The 13,751-nt window shown below is 46.8% G+C and carries 15 protein-coding genes; 1 reads left to right on the top strand and 14 read right to left on the bottom strand.

Annotated features, from left to right (window positions below; all coding sequences use genetic code 11):
* Positions 1-230: 230 nt before the first annotated feature.
* From ACQ4N8_RS07200 to ACQ4N8_RS07160, 9 genes are all read right to left on the bottom strand, one after another.
* On the bottom strand, positions 231-908 hold the full coding sequence (locus ACQ4N8_RS07200; RefSeq protein WP_430703661.1) for a CpsD/CapB family tyrosine-protein kinase: 678 nt from the start codon (positions 906-908) through the stop codon (positions 231-233).
* Positions 889-1,653 (bottom strand): YveK family protein, encoded by a 765-nt coding sequence (locus ACQ4N8_RS07195; RefSeq protein WP_430703660.1) that lies wholly within the window; start codon positions 1,651-1,653, stop codon positions 889-891. Before ACQ4N8_RS07195 ends, ACQ4N8_RS07200 begins: the two co-directional genes overlap by 20 nt.
* 45 nt (positions 1,654-1,698) lie before the next feature.
* The gene (locus ACQ4N8_RS07190; RefSeq protein WP_430703659.1) at positions 1,699-2,460 is read right to left on the bottom strand and encodes a tyrosine-protein phosphatase; all 762 of its coding nucleotides are present in this window, start codon (positions 2,458-2,460) and stop codon (positions 1,699-1,701) included.
* Positions 2,461-2,630: 170 nt separating this feature from the next.
* Positions 2,631-4,433: an ABC transporter ATP-binding protein gene (locus ACQ4N8_RS07185; protein ID WP_430703658.1), complete on the bottom strand. Its 1,803-nt coding sequence runs from the start codon at positions 4,431-4,433 to the stop codon at positions 2,631-2,633.
* Positions 4,434-4,454: 21 nt separating this feature from the next.
* Entirely contained in the window at positions 4,455-4,946 is a 492-nt protein-coding gene (locus tag ACQ4N8_RS07180; protein WP_430703657.1) for a lasso peptide biosynthesis B2 protein, read from the bottom strand.
* Positions 4,947-4,950: 4 nt separating this feature from the next.
* Positions 4,951-5,247 carry a lasso peptide biosynthesis PqqD family chaperone gene (locus ACQ4N8_RS07175; protein WP_430703656.1) on the bottom strand — a complete coding sequence of 99 codons (297 nt, stop codon included), beginning with the start codon at positions 5,245-5,247 and terminating at the stop codon, positions 4,951-4,953.
* Between the two features lie 55 nt (positions 5,248-5,302).
* Positions 5,303-6,241, bottom strand: a complete 939-nt coding sequence (locus tag ACQ4N8_RS07170) for an aldolase (protein ID WP_430703655.1) — start codon at positions 6,239-6,241, stop codon at positions 5,303-5,305.
* 93 nt (positions 6,242-6,334) lie between these two features.
* On the bottom strand, positions 6,335-6,460 hold the full coding sequence (locus ACQ4N8_RS07165) for a paeninodin family lasso peptide (protein WP_430703654.1): 126 nt from the start codon (positions 6,458-6,460) through the stop codon (positions 6,335-6,337).
* A 32-nt stretch (positions 6,461-6,492) separates the two neighbouring features.
* Complete coding sequence (locus ACQ4N8_RS07160) at positions 6,493-8,427, bottom strand: asparagine synthase-related protein (protein WP_430703653.1); 1,935 nt, start codon at positions 8,425-8,427, stop codon at positions 6,493-6,495.
* 355 nt (positions 8,428-8,782) lie between these two features.
* Between ACQ4N8_RS07160 and ACQ4N8_RS07155 the strand changes: the two genes are divergently transcribed.
* On the top strand, positions 8,783-9,154 hold the full coding sequence (locus ACQ4N8_RS07155) for a helix-turn-helix domain-containing protein (protein WP_430703652.1): 372 nt from the start codon (positions 8,783-8,785) through the stop codon (positions 9,152-9,154).
* A 1-nt stretch (position 9,155) separates the two neighbouring features.
* Here the strand turns inward: ACQ4N8_RS07155 and ACQ4N8_RS07150 are convergent, their stop codons facing one another.
* The 5 genes from ACQ4N8_RS07150 to ACQ4N8_RS07130 all read right to left on the bottom strand — a co-directional run bounded on the left by ACQ4N8_RS07150 (position 9,156) and on the right by ACQ4N8_RS07130 (position 13,489).
* Complete coding sequence (locus ACQ4N8_RS07150; protein ID WP_430703651.1) at positions 9,156-10,208, bottom strand: LCP family protein; 1,053 nt, start codon at positions 10,206-10,208, stop codon at positions 9,156-9,158.
* A gap of 46 nt (positions 10,209-10,254) precedes the next feature.
* A complete protein-coding gene (locus ACQ4N8_RS07145) occupies positions 10,255-10,857 on the bottom strand; it encodes a YdcF family protein (protein ID WP_430703650.1) in 603 nt (200 codons plus the stop codon).
* A gap of 781 nt (positions 10,858-11,638) precedes the next feature.
* Positions 11,639-12,688: a tRNA (adenosine(37)-N6)-threonylcarbamoyltransferase complex transferase subunit TsaD gene (gene tsaD, locus ACQ4N8_RS07140; protein WP_430703649.1), complete on the bottom strand. Its 1,050-nt coding sequence runs from the start codon at positions 12,686-12,688 to the stop codon at positions 11,639-11,641.
* Between the two features lie 32 nt (positions 12,689-12,720).
* Entirely contained in the window at positions 12,721-13,206 is a 486-nt protein-coding gene (gene rimI / locus ACQ4N8_RS07135; RefSeq protein WP_430703648.1) for a ribosomal protein S18-alanine N-acetyltransferase, read from the bottom strand.
* On the bottom strand, positions 13,199-13,489 hold the full coding sequence (locus ACQ4N8_RS07130; RefSeq protein ID WP_430703647.1) for a hypothetical protein: 291 nt from the start codon (positions 13,487-13,489) through the stop codon (positions 13,199-13,201). Before ACQ4N8_RS07130 ends, rimI begins: the two co-directional genes overlap by 8 nt.
* Positions 13,490-13,751 lie beyond the last annotated feature (262 nt).

Below are 13,751 nucleotides of genomic sequence, written 5' to 3'. Positions count from 1 at the left end.
CAAACTAAAAAATAAAAAACGAATGGAATAGCTGGGCATCAAACCCGTCCTCACTCCACACCATCGACGATCAACGTCTAAGGTTCCTAGAACCCACAGCATGGCCGAGTGCCTACATTTGATAAAGGTGTAGTAGACATTACCTATAACTACCTCATATTAAATAGGTATAACCTATATATTGGGTGTGGCTAATCCATGATCGGGTTTCAAACTCTCCCGCTCCGCTATTAATAATAGGCTTGCTCTCGTTTATTTTTTCGGTGGCGTTTTACATTGTTAAGAACTACGCCTAGTAGTCTTGCTTTGACGTATTCTAATTGTTCTTTCACCTTGATCACGGAATCGCGCTTGGCTTTACCTGAGTTCACAACGAGAATCACGCCATCGCATTGGGCCGCGACAACCTGTGCATCTGTAACCGTTAGGGCAGGTGTAGAATCGACAATAATAACGGAATAATTCATCTTGAGCTCATTGAGCATCTCCGAAAAAGCATCAGAGGAAAGCATTTCCGAAGGGTTAGCCGGCAGCGGTCCCGACGGGATGATCGATAAATGCTCAATGTGCGTTTCCTGAATCATTTCATGAATCAGATGTTTTTTTGCAATGATATTGGAAAGACCGCCTTTATTATGTTTGTTGAAAATGTGATGAATGGATGGTTTGCGCAGATCCGCGTCAATCAGCACCACACTTTTTCCAGCTTGGGCGAAAGCAAGCGCCATGTTGACCGCTGTTGTCGTTTTTCCTTCTCCGGGTTTTGCTGAAGTCACGACGATCGTCTTCAGTTCATCATCGAACGAAGAAAACTCGATATTCGTCCGGAGCGAACGATACGATTCCGCGATGAAGGATCTCGGATTCATATCCATGATCAACGGGTATTTATGAATTGACTGTCGCATAAGGAGCTCCCTCCACTTCAGGTTTGCTTTGTTTTTCTTGCCGTGAGACCAAATCCTTTCTTGTAATCACAGCCACAGCGGCAAACGTAGGTACTCCAAGTAGCCCTGTAATATCGGCTTCGCTTCTCACGGTATCATCGAGGTATTCAAGAAGGAATGAGACTCCGATGGAAAATAGGAGCGCTACGATAAATCCAACCATAATCAACTTAATCGGGTTTGGAGAAACGTCATACGCAATTTTCGATTCACTAAGAATCTCCACATTGTCAACGCTCATAATGGTTGGTATCGTTTCTTTAAATACGGCGGCCACGGCGTTAACCGTATTAATGGCATTATCATAGGAATGATCTTGAACCGATAAAGTCATCACTTGCGAATCATTGACCGTTCCGACTTGAATTCTTCCAATTAATTGTTCCGCCGTGAGTCCTAACTCAGGGTGCTGTTGTGCAACCCGGTCCATGACTGCATTTGTTTTTATGATCTCCTTGTATGTATTCACCAGCTGTATATTTAAGTTGACCTCATTAATGCTAAGCTGCCCGGCTAAGTCCTTGCTTTCCTTCGATTGATTCACGATGATCTTCGAGTTGGCTAAATAATTGGGACTCGTAAAAAAGTAATTATATAAACCCGTTGCCAAACATCCGACGATCACGCAAGCCGCGATAAGCCACTTTCTTTTCCACAAAACTGCGGCGTAATCCTTAAGGTCCAAATCCAATGACGAATCCCTCATGATCTTAATCTTCCTCCCGCATGGTTTTAATTTCCATCCATTCATTTAATGAAAGAAAAAGAATTTCTTTTTGGGTTTTTCAAGCATTAACATTTCGATGGGAAGGTCAGCCACCAGTTTTTCCGAGTTCTCCATGTAATAATTTCGAAATTCCTTTCCCAGTGTTCGATTCACCGTCTCATATGCTTCACGGAGTAAGAATCCACGGTTGGATACGTTATGCGCATCGGAGGCAATGAAATGAATCAAATGCTGCTTGCACAAATCCAAACAAAATTCTTGAAGCTTCTTTCCCCTTTTGCCCGCAATCGAGTGTGCCGTTAATTGGCTTAATGCCCCCCGCTCGACTAGTTCGGATAACCGCTTCGGATTTTGGAAAATGGCAAAGTTCCGTTCTGGATGAGCGATAATCGGAATCAACCCCAGCATTCGAAGTTGATCGATTAAGTTTAATACTTGAACCGGAATTTGCATCGTAGGCAGCTCAAGCAGCAAATATCTACTCCCCGCTAAAGTAAGCAATCTCCCTTCCCGGTAATCATTTAGTATTTCGCCATAGACGCGAATTTCTTGACCAGGGAGGATACGCAGAGAGAGGTTACGCTGAACCAGTGCCTCATTCAGACGCTTGATCGCATGAAGAACTTGATCTGACTCATTCCAATAAAACTCATTCGCGTGATGGGGAGTGGCTATGATCCTCCGTACTTTTTGTGCTTCTGCTTGCATGGCCATTTCGATCGATTGGTCTATATCCTTAGATCCGTCATCCAAACCAGGTAAAATGTGACAGTGAATATCGATCATTTCACGCTTTCCTTCCAGTTTAGTTGCACTTGATCATGCCAGCTTTACGATACTGTTTGTATCATTTTTGATTTATAATTCGACTTTACGATACACTTTGTATCATGTCAAGCAAATTTTTTTGACTTTTGTCACATTTCATCGAAAGCGCATACATTCGGTTTCTTTGATTAAACCTTCATCTCCGTTTGATATTTTAATAACCTGCCAAATACGCCACTAGCTTCTTGTGAAAGCTGCTGGTACCCTCCCTCCTGTATGACTTTGCCATTTTCCAAGACAATCACTTGATTCGCATTTCGAATCGTCGATAACCGATGTGCAATGACAATGATGGTCATCTCACCTTTAAGTCGGTTAAGAACGTCTTGGATTCTTTGTTCGTTTTCAACGTCTAAGGCGCTTGTCGGTTCATCAAGTACAAGAATGGAAGGCTTTCGTAAGATGGTCCTTGCTAATACCAATCGTTGCCTTTCGCCTCCGGATAATCTGACGCCACGGTCACCAACTTCGGTATCCAAACCGAGCGGTAGCAGCCGAATAAATTCATCCGCAGCGGATAACCTCAATGCTTCCCATATATCGTCTTCGCTCGCATCCGGATTCATAATCAGGAGGTTCTCCCTAATGGTTGTATGGAACAGGAACGGGTCCTGCGAAACATAACCAATCGATTTTCTTAGAGAAAGCACCCTTTCATCCGTAAGCGGGGTTCCGTCAACGAGTACTTGCCCGCTTTCAGGCCATATCAGTCCCATCAATGTATCGATTAAGGTGCTTTTGCCAGCTCCGGATTTACCGACGATCGCGGTCATTTGATTGGCAGGAACAAACAAGCTCACATTATTCAGAGCATACATTTGACCATTTTGATCATATCTGAAAAATAGGTTGCGACACTCGATGCCTTCCGTAATCCGCAACGGACTCTGGTTGCGGGAGTGTTCCAAAGCGATCGTTTCAACAGCCCTTTCACATTCCTGCTGCAAATCAACCAAGTTTTTAAAAGCAGGAATCACCGATGCCATTTGCTCCAAATTGGACTGAATGCCCGTAAATTTGGGCCATAGCCGCGAAAAAAGAATGATGATGATCATCAGCTGGCCGGTCTGCGCTTGGAAACCTTTCAAGGATATATAAATGAAAACGCCGATTAGAATCGCCGAAGAAACTTTATATAATAACTGGGAATTCGATTGCATTCTCATTTGCTTAATGACATTGGATTCGATGTCACGATTCAATTTATGAAACCAGGAAATTTGCGACCGTTCAAGCATATTGCTCTTTATATCTTTAATTCCGTTAAACTGATCATTGATACCGGCGTAATAACGTTTTGCCAGCTCGGTGGTTCGGTTTCCGTATTCTCGAGAATATTGAATAAACGTTCGCGATATCAACGCCAGCAAGATCCCGCACAGAATAACCAACAGGGTAATCTTGGCGGATAACCAGAGCGCGATGCCGATCTGAATCACCATGAAAGTCATGGATGTGAGCAGCCGTAAAAAAAGAGTCGTCCCCTGATTAACTCTACCTAGTTCAGAGGTTAGGATATGCTGAAAATCAGACTTCCTTCGTTTTAGGTGGAAAACCCAGTTCGCCTTTAGCAGAGCTTGATAAATATCTAATCTGATGCTTCGCATAAAGCCCTGTTGAATCTTGGCATCCAATACGGACTGATATTTCTGAAACAAGGCCTGCGCCGCAATGATAACGCTAAAGCTCCCTAAAATAACGATAAGTTGATACGTCTCTGGGATCTCCTTCAGTACGGTATCGAAAATGACGAAAAACGAATATTCTTCCGTAGACAGTTGAAAGATCCCGATTAAACCGAGCATGGGTACAAGCAGGAAGATACCGATCCCGTCAAGCAGGCTGATCATGATCATGCTGAGTAAATTGATGATCAATTTCATTCCTGCAAAATCATACATTTTTCGTACGAATAGTAGTATATTTTTCATTGATTCTCCTCTTATACGAGACTAACCCACAATTTCCTGATTCTTTACGGTTTCTCTACTCTGATTGGATTTCAATTGCTTTCCGAATTTTGCAACAACCGTGAACTTCTTCATTTCCTCGAATCCTGTGAGATAAATAGGGCCGCTGCGCAACCAGGCGTGGGCAACCATTTTGCCCGAATGGTCCTTAGCCGTTCCTAAGTATAGCGTTGATTCTATACCTCGCCGTTCCAGCATTTTCATTGCGGCCACCGCTTTGACCATACACGCGCTTTCCCAGATCGTATGACGGCTCATCTTGCAAACGGCAGAGGAGATTTCTCTTAAGATCGGCGCATTCCTTGGATCATTAGCTAGAGGCGTTTCCACCATTGGGGTGCCTAAGGTCGGAGCTACTCTGGAGAAGGGTAAACTCTTCAAGATACGCGCCCATGCTAAGAAAAAGAAGGCCTCTAAAAAGAGCTTCCGCTTAACCTGGGGGGAACAAATCCATTTCCATACCTGCTTCCACATCGATTTATACTCTTGCTTCTTCAATGTGAATTAGATTTTCTTGAGATAATCGCGTCAGGAAAGAGATAACCTGCTCCTCGCAAAGTTCCCGATCAATGTCATACTCGGAGGCAAGGGCATCCACAAGCTGAGTAACCGTCACCGGCGTAGACACCAGTTCCCAGATTCTCCCGCCTACTTTACCGAGGTTATAATACTTCCCCGTATTGATGCCCATCATGACTTTGTCCCCATCCATGTCGCTGACCAGGTAACCGCTTCGTTGAAAAATCGTATTACCTTTTGCCATCAGATCATTCATTATTTATGGATTCACTCCTTCACTCTGATACATTTTGTATCACCGCTAATTGATATTAATTTATGATACTATTTGTATGGATTTCGGAAATGATGGAATCCGCCAACTCATGTGCCGTAAAGCCGGTAATCGGTCTGATCATCCGGAAAAGATCAATCCGATTGGTTAGATGGACGGATGTCCTAAAATGCCACTCCTTTAACCCTAAAGGAGCGATAGCCGTCTTTCGGTAGGTATGGCGATACAAGACCGATAGTCGCTCAATGCCTTGGATCCGCCCCAAACCAAGCTGATCCTCCTGGTTCTTGACGAGTTCAAAAATACCGGCAAGCGGTAACGGATCGGGATGAAAACGCGAAGCAACCGGTATAGAAAACTTCGTCTCTCTCTCGAACAAAGGCTGATAATCTCCGCTAGTCATTCCTAACTGACTGATGCTTTCCTGCCAGAGCTTTTGCCGAGGGTAGGATGGCATTGCCAGAGGCATCTCTTCCTCCGTAAACATAACCGGAATAACATCATCACTCAAAAGCTGATAACCCCGATTCAACAGAACGGTAGCAAGCGTAGATTTGCCGGCTCCGGATTCTCCGACTACAGCATATGCCTTTCCGTTAATGGCAATTGCGCTCCCGTGAAGCGGGAGGATTCTTCTCTGCAGCAAGATAACTCCGATACATGTACCAAGCAGATATAAGCGCACTTGATTCGGATCCGATCCGTGAACAGGGGTAAACTGGATCATGTCACCCTCTTGAATACAAAAGATACCTATATCGGGCAGTTTGAACATAACGATACTGTCCCTTACGACAAGTGTCTTCTCCTCTCCCTCGATCTTGGTCCATAACCCAGACAAATCAGCGATTTGGATCGAAATATCGGCTTGATCGACATCTTGGCATTGCTGCCCTTGCAATTCAGGAAACAAAACATCGCTAGATATGGTTAATCCGAAAGCTTTATAAACGGCCATTTGTTCCGTCAGGATCATTCGCTTCACTCCAACTCAGCAATAAAATGCCCTTATACACCATCAAAATGTATAAGGGCTATTGTGCCTTGATGATAATAAAAATTGCAGAAATTAGCTGTAATTGACCACATCATCTTCATCTGGCTGCACCGCGTCAGGGATCGCTCTCCCTGGACCAGCCAAAGTCATTTTCACATCGAGCACTTCCAATTCTGGCGTTTCCCATACTTGTTTCATGTTCTCACCCCCTCTCCAGAGTTATAAGTTGGTTACGTAAACTTCTTCATAAATCTGTGAAAAATCAAGCTTCGCATGGCGATTTTAAAATCGTCGTCGAAGATATGACTGGATTCGGGGCCTGACTGAAACTTGGTCACCGCTTCCTTAACCAACTTGATGTTGATGAAAGGAGCTATTTCCTCATCCGTGCTAACCCGCCGAAGTTCCTCCATGAATAGGTCCCAGCTCGGTTTCATCCGGTGGATTCCGTCAGCTCCCTGAACGCCGCGAGTCTTCACGTTCATCCTCACCTCGTCGGGTAGATGATTCTTCATGGATCTCCTTATCAGTGACCTGCCTACGCCGTTCTGAACGAATTGATCTTCCGGGACGGATAAACAAAACTTGATGACCCGTAAATCATTGGTGGGATCTCGTTCCCACAAGGAGTAGCGCAGAGACATTTTCGTTCCGAATGTTCCGTTAATGTTCCAGAAATACAACTTCTCGAACTGTCTCTTTCGGATCTCATAGGCATTAGATCGATAAGTCCCCGAGGCATCGATGTTGTGCTGCTGCAATTTTTCAAACACGTTCATTTTTCTAGCAAACTCCGGATTGATCAACTGCGGGAACGGATCTTCATGATTCACGGATAGATGTTGAACGAAGGGGAAGGCTTTCCGTGCGATAACCGGGAGAAGCTTTGATCGTCTTACGCCTACGACACTGCTATGAAGCTTCAGTTCGTGATAAAATCGGAGCCAACTCATTTTTTTCAGCAAAACGGCCATATAATCCAGACACGGCCCCCACGATATCGTCCAGTTGCCTCTCTGTCCATTTAACAGCATGCCTACTCCGTGCTGCCGGGCGGACTCATAAATCCCCTTGATCCAATAGGCGTTTTCAAAAAATTTAAAAGGCATCTCGTATGTATCAAGCCAATCATCCACCTCAGACAGTGGGCTTTTCCCCTGAAGATCCAAATAATGATCGGCAATGTTTCCAACGTATTGCACGGTGGAACGGATATAAGGTCTTTCATTGGCAACTCGGCTTTTCGGTGTCCAATCATCGAAATCTTCGACGGGCACATAACTGAAGGTATGAAGCTGCTTATTCTGGGCCTGCAGCGCCTTGGCGGCAAAACTGACGACCGAGCCGGAATCTAGTCCTCCGCTTAATTGGGCACCAACCGCACGATCAGTCCGGATTCGAGAATGGATGGCATCTTGAAATACTTCGCGAAATGCTTCTTCATACTCCCCGTCCGACGATAACCGTAACTTCTCCCCCGTCTCAATGGTGCAGTACCTTCTGAATGCTACCTTCCCGTTCATTACCGTTATGGTATGGGAGGGAGGAACCTGTTCGATCCGCTTATAAACCGTAGATGTTGTATCCACCGCATCGGTGGTAATCGGAATAGCCAGAAATTCGGCGATCCACTGCTCGTTCAGCCCCTTGTCTATGTAGGGAAGTGTAAGTAGAGGCTTTATTACGGTACAGAAGGCGAATCGATAAGGGTCTCTGTAAAAGTAGAGCGTTCGGGTTCCGGAAAAATCTCTCGCACCAAAAAGCTTCTCATGCCTTTGGTCCCCTATCATAAAGGCAAAATCTCCGACCAGATACTTTGGCGTCTCCTCTCCCCACTTATGGTAAGCGAGTAGAATCAGTTCGCTGTCAGTCATGCTTTTTCGCCGCTCATGCTCAACCTGCAGCAAGTTAAATAACTCGATGCGGTTGTCAATGATGGCATCTGCCGTGATCGAAAGCTTTCGTTCGGAGTCGTAATAAGGCAATATTTCATGCGTGGATTCAGGAGTAACCCATTGGGCAAGACAACCGAAAAAGAGATTCTCATCAAACCAAGTTCGCACCTGATCGGTAGGGTATTTCTGCAAGGCCTGCATCAGTGCTTCAGCATCACTTCGATGAGTATGGGATGTATCATAATTAAGAATTCCGGTAATTGCGCTCACATTTTCACCCAGCCTCGATTAGATAATTTTCGAGATTTTTTTTAGAAATTATTGGATATATCCATTGGCTTTCCTGTGTGATTTGATATAGAATAGATTATTATAAATGTGCATTTACATTAGGGGTAATATTGCCCAACAAGCTCACGATGATTGTTGTTCTATTAGCTTCATCAAACCTCATTTCTAAGTCCCAAAAAGCAACACCCGATACGATTAGTAGCTTTTTTCTATGTAAATTAAATTTATGATACGAATTGTATCATGTCAAGCATGTTTTTTTGTATTTGTCTGGTTTTTAGAAAATCTGTATCGGGTAAGAATATTTTAACAACAAAGATTTGAGGGAATATTTATGAACAATTACGGTGAACGAATCTCAGCTTTGAGAGAACAGAGAAAGCTAACGCAAGAAGAATTGGCCCTTCAACTGCAGATCTCCCGTGCCGTCTTGTCGCATTACGAGAAGAACAGAAGAAAACCTAATTACACCACGCTTCGTAAAATCGCCGATTTCTTTCAGGTATCAGTCGATTATTTGCTTGGACGTGACGAGGATATCCCACATGAATCCCAGGGTGAACTCCAGGAATTCGCGGATAGCCTGGAGCTTTCGGACGATCATATTTTGGAGAAATTTACCCTTACCATTGATGGCAAAGAATTAACGCCTGAAGAAGCAAAGCGATTTATCGCCTTCATTCGGGCCGAAAGATCCATGAATTGAATTACCGCGACAAGCTTGGTTTTACATCTTCATAGATGTAATGCTGAGCTTGTTCTTTTATTTCCTCCAAATCAACCTCCATAATCCAGGCGCCAGAGGTTCTCCCCGCTTTCCAAGATCCGTCGATCGGGAAGCGCTCCTCTTCGGTTGTCATAGGTCCATCCTGAAAATATTGATAACCGAGCGTTAAAAGCTCGGATCGACTCAGACTTGTCTCGACATCCGGCATAATTTGCATAAGAAGCGAGGGAATCTTAGCGACACCCATGGAATTCATCTTCTCTTCAATCGCCTTCAGTACCCGGCGTTGACGTTCCGTCCGCTCAAAATCGCCATTTCCGACATATCGTACCCGTGAATAGGCGACTGCCTGAATTCCGTTTAAGGTTTGGGTTCCACCGTTCGTTAAATGATCTGGCTCCTTCTTTTGAAGGGACGAGATTTCGCTAATATATTGATTCATTACGATTACTTCCTCCGGCTTTATGTCGATCTGAATTCCACCGATCGAATTAATCACTTTTTCCATCACAAAGAAATCCACGGAAATATAATCTCGAATATCAGTGCCAAAAACTTGATTGATCGTCTTGATGGCCAGTTTGGGACCGCCATATGCATATGCGGCATTCAGTTTGGCAAAGCCGTGAGAATCAATGGGAACCCAAAGATCCCTCATTAACGAAATTATCTTTACTTTCTGTAGTTGAAAGTCAAGAGTAAGAATAATCATGGTGTCCGAGCGCCCCCTCTCATTCTCGTCACGGTTGTCTGTGCCGAATAGCGCAATGTTCATTATTTTTCCTTCGTTAGGGATGGTAGAAGGAGAAGGAGATGACTTTGTATCTGTTGTTCCCTTTGGAGGTGAAAACGAATGAATCCCTAATTCTTCATCTGTAGCATCAAGCGGGACATGCTTATAAGACATCATTTTAGACCCGATGTAGATTCCACTGCCAAGCAAGACAAGCAATATCACAATCGGAATCCAAAACCACCTTCTTCTCCGCTTCTTCTTATTATGCAGCTCAATAGAAGCTAAGTCCTTATTCATGTTCACCCTCCATTCAACGGATTATGATGATTCTTATCGGTTAAGATTAATCAAAAAAAAGTATTTTTTTGTATTCATTTCCTTCAAACCCAAGGATATTTCCAACGAATTTGCTGTATTCGTTAATAACAATCCTTCTACTACTGTTGTCTAGCCACCATTGATGAGGATGAAAGGTTGGAGTTTCTACGGAAGTGTACGTAAACGTAATCCCTGTCCCTTTGTACACCTTGTCAAAATGATATTTGACTCTACGCATATGGTATTCAGGGGTTACAATGATTGCGGAGTTTAACCGATGCTTGATCATTAAATCTTTGGTATATATGGCATTCGTATAAGTGCTGTCTGCCTTTGTTTCGAAAATAACGGACGTGGACGGTATTTTTCTTTTTTTCATTGTGCCGATCGTATCATAATCAAGGGCGTTGGATACCATGATTTGGGGAGCATACTTCTGTTCATATAATTCAATCCCGATGTTTAAGTTATTACTCCCACCGCTGAGAACGATGATTACATCTGATTTTTGAGGATTATCATGAATGACGAGAAAATTTCCGGCAAAGGGACTAAGAACAACAATAGATAATAAGATAGGGATCACAAGCCATTTCGTTACTCTAAAAAACTTTTTAAAAGGGGTCATCTAGTACCTCCGGCCGGTAATTAAACACAATAGGAACTGTTTCGGAAAACTACCTATAAAACAACAAAGATTCCTTTTTCTAATCATACCAAAAACAGGGAATAAGTCGAGTTAAAGATACATGGCGTCTGTACCACGGGGAGAGGGTTACCATTACATGTAAAACCTTCGGATGCCATCTCGTAATGGACACCCTTGCCCTTGGCTAACGGTAGGCGCTCGCCAGCCCCCTTTCGGGACTTTCACCCTAGAGATGACGCCTATGCTGGGCGTACCGCGAAAAAAGGGCCTTCCCGCCGATACGTTGCGGAAGGCCCTTGCCTTGCTGCTCGTGTTGAAGAGTAATTTTTCATGACCGATCGGCAAACCAAGCTTCACGCGTCAATTCGAACTCATAGCCGGTGAAAACGATCGGCTTCCCCTCCGCATCATTGTCGGCCAAGGATGGTCGTACTTCCCGTACGGCGACGACATATATTGAACAATCATCTCCCGCAGCAACGAAAACTTATGATTTCGTTAACAAAAATGATAATAAGCACTGTGTTAAGCGTTAAAATCGCAAAGCGATGAATTTAGGCTTACTTAAGCTCTGTGGCAAGCGTAAAATTATGAGCCCCGCCCAGGGTCGTGCTTATCAAGAAGGACCTCATCTTCCACTTTGTTGAGGAATTTGAGGTCCTTCGTGTGTAAATCGGGGCGTTCCCATTATGCCGAACCCTTTTGGGAAGCCTCTTTTATATTTTCGTAAGCTCAGGCATCAAGATATAAGCGACCGGTTTTAAACGATCGGATCAACCCTCACGGACCAGTCCTCCAGCGACAACGAAGGCTCCGCTTTCAGCTCCAGATTGGAGAATTCCCCGCGTGTCCACTTGAGATAAGCGGCGGCCCCGATCATGGCCGCGTTATCGGTGCAATAAGCCAGCGGCGGGATCAGCAGTTCGATCCCTTCGCGTGCGCAGCGTTCCGTTAAGGCCGCGCGCAGGCCGCGGTTTGCGGCAACGCCGCCGCAAAGCAGCAACTGGCGCGAGTCGGTGGCGCGAACGGCGCGCACCGCTTTTTCGACCAACACTTCGATCACCGATTCCTGAAACCCGCGTGCGATCGCCGGTTGATAGCCGTCCTCACCACGCATCTTATGCTGATTTACCGCGTTCAGCACCGCAGATTTCAAACCGCTCAGGCTGAAATCGTAAGAATCCGGCTCCAGCCAGGCCCGCGGCAACTCCTCCGCTTCCTCCGCCTCCCCGGCCAGCTTGTCCACGAACGGTCCGCCCGGATAAGGGAAACCCAGCGCCCGGGCGACTTTATCGTAAGCTTCGCCAACGGCATCGTCGCGCGTTCGGCCCAATAACCGAAAGCTGCCTTCCCGTTCCATCAGCACCAGCTCGGTATGCCCGCCCGAAACGACCAGCGCCATAGAGGGATAGCGGATGTCCTGAACCAAACGGTTGGCATAAATATGGCCGGCGATATGGTGAACGCCGATCAGCGGTTTGTCGAGGGCAAAAGCGAGGCTTTTGGCGGCCATGATCCCGACGAGCAGCGCGCCTACCAGGCCGGGCCCCTCCGTCACGGCGACCGCCGACAGCGATTCCGGCGGAATGCCGGCCTGGCGCACCGCTTCCTCCAGCATGAGCGTAATACTCTCGACGTGCTTGCGGGAGGCTACCTCGGGCACGACGCCGCCGAAAGCGCGGTGCGTTTCGATTTGACTGGCAATCAGATTGGAGAGTACCTCGGTCCCGTTCTTAATGACGGCGGCGGAGGTTTCGTCGCAGCTCGTCTCCACCGCCAAAATATAGCAATCCTGTTCCAGCTTCACCACTGACTTTCGCTTCCTTCCTCTGATGCCGTCTGCTATACAGGCAGCTCGCACCACATGATTAATGCATCTTCATGATTATCGGAATAATAGCCTTTTCGTACGCCGGCCGGCGTAAAACCCATTTTGCCGTAAAGCGAGCGGGCAACCGTATTCGAGACGCGAACCTCCAACGTCATCCGGATCATGCCGAGCTCGACCGCCCAATCCATCATTCGGCGCAGCAGCCGCTCGCCTAAATGGTGCCCGCGGTATGCGGTGCGGACGGCGATGTTCGTCACGTGGGCTTCATCGAGTATCGTCCACATGCCGGCATAACCGATCGGCTCGCCGCGCTGCTCCATAACGAGGTACCGGGCGAAATGGTTATGGGTCAACTCGTTGCGGAACGCTTCCTCGCTCCATGGCAACGTAAACGACTCGTGTTCGATCACCATGATATCCGGGATGTCTCCCAACTTCATGTTGCGGAAAGTAATATTGTCCGGTTCCAGCTGTGCCGCCTCCCTCTCCCTACGCATTCCGGAGCCGTTTGGCTTCGGCTTCGGCCAGTTGCGTATAATTCGGCTCGAGCGCGTGGACGTCGTCCTCCGGCAGCTTGGACCGTTCGGTGCCCGCAAGGCCCATCCATACGCCTTCCAGCTCATAAGGGACCATCTGCATCCGCTCGCCGAACGTGGAGGCCAGGCTCCCCAGCGCAGCTTCGTGCTTCGCGGTATCGCCCACGAACCAGACGCGGGCCGGCCGTTCGTGCGGCTGCAGCTGCTCGAGCTGCAGCGCGAGCTCGCCGGCCCAATCGTCCATCAGCCGGATCGCGTCGGGGACGAGACGCTCCGGCAGCCCGCCCGGCGCCGGCACGCCGAACAGCGCCGTATAGGCTTGGCCGCGCCGCGCGTCCACCAGCGGCACGATCCAGTGGCCGCCGGCATAGCGGCGGCCCTCCGCGGCTGCGCCGGGGGCGTAGCCGGCGGCATGGCCGGCGTTAACGGGTAGGGCTTCGCCCGCCCCGTTAGCCGCGCCGCCGTTCGATCAGAACGTCCACCACTTGGCCGATGTGCCTGCCGCT

The sequence above is a fragment of the Paenibacillus macerans genome, assembly GCF_050565405.1.
Classification (GTDB): Bacteria; Bacillota; Bacilli; order Paenibacillales; family Paenibacillaceae; genus Fontibacillus; species Fontibacillus macerans_B.
Note: the sequence above shows the minus strand (reverse complement) of the source record. Positions and strands in the feature narration are given on the sequence as shown.

Excerpts from the sequence above, each read along its gene's own strand:
- ACQ4N8_RS07170 (WP_430703655.1), bottom strand. The coding sequence starts at position 6,241 with ATGATCCTGACGGAACAAATGGCCGTTTATAAAGCTTTCGGATTAACC.
- ACQ4N8_RS07145 (WP_430703650.1), bottom strand. The coding sequence starts at position 10,857 with ATGACCCCTTTTAAAAAGTTTTTTAGAGTAACGAAATGGCTTGTGATC.
- ACQ4N8_RS07190 (WP_430703659.1), bottom strand. The coding sequence starts at position 2,460 with ATGATCGATATTCACTGTCACATTTTACCTGGTTTGGATGACGGATCT.
- ACQ4N8_RS07200 (WP_430703661.1), bottom strand. The coding sequence starts at position 908 with ATGCGACAGTCAATTCATAAATACCCGTTGATCATGGATATGAATCCG.
- ACQ4N8_RS07195 (WP_430703660.1), bottom strand. The coding sequence starts at position 1,653 with ATGAGGGATTCGTCATTGGATTTGGACCTTAAGGATTACGCCGCAGTT.
- rimI (WP_430703648.1), bottom strand. The coding sequence starts at position 13,206 with ATGCGTAGGGAGAGGGAGGCGGCACAGCTGGAACCGGACAATATTACT.
- ACQ4N8_RS07155 (WP_430703652.1), top strand. The coding sequence starts at position 8,783 with ATGAACAATTACGGTGAACGAATCTCAGCTTTGAGAGAACAGAGAAAG.
- ACQ4N8_RS07185 (WP_430703658.1), bottom strand. The coding sequence starts at position 4,433 with ATGAAAAATATACTACTATTCGTACGAAAAATGTATGATTTTGCAGGA.
- ACQ4N8_RS07165 (WP_430703654.1), bottom strand. The coding sequence starts at position 6,460 with ATGAAACAAGTATGGGAAACGCCAGAATTGGAAGTGCTCGATGTGAAA.
- ACQ4N8_RS07150 (WP_430703651.1), bottom strand. The coding sequence starts at position 10,208 with ATGAATAAGGACTTAGCTTCTATTGAGCTGCATAATAAGAAGAAGCGG.
- ACQ4N8_RS07180 (WP_430703657.1), bottom strand. The coding sequence starts at position 4,946 with ATGTGGAAGCAGGTATGGAAATGGATTTGTTCCCCCCAGGTTAAGCGG.
- ACQ4N8_RS07175 (WP_430703656.1), bottom strand. The coding sequence starts at position 5,247 with ATGAATGATCTGATGGCAAAAGGTAATACGATTTTTCAACGAAGCGGT.
- ACQ4N8_RS07130 (WP_430703647.1), bottom strand. The coding sequence starts at position 13,489 with ATGGACGATTGGGCCGGCGAGCTCGCGCTGCAGCTCGAGCAGCTGCAG.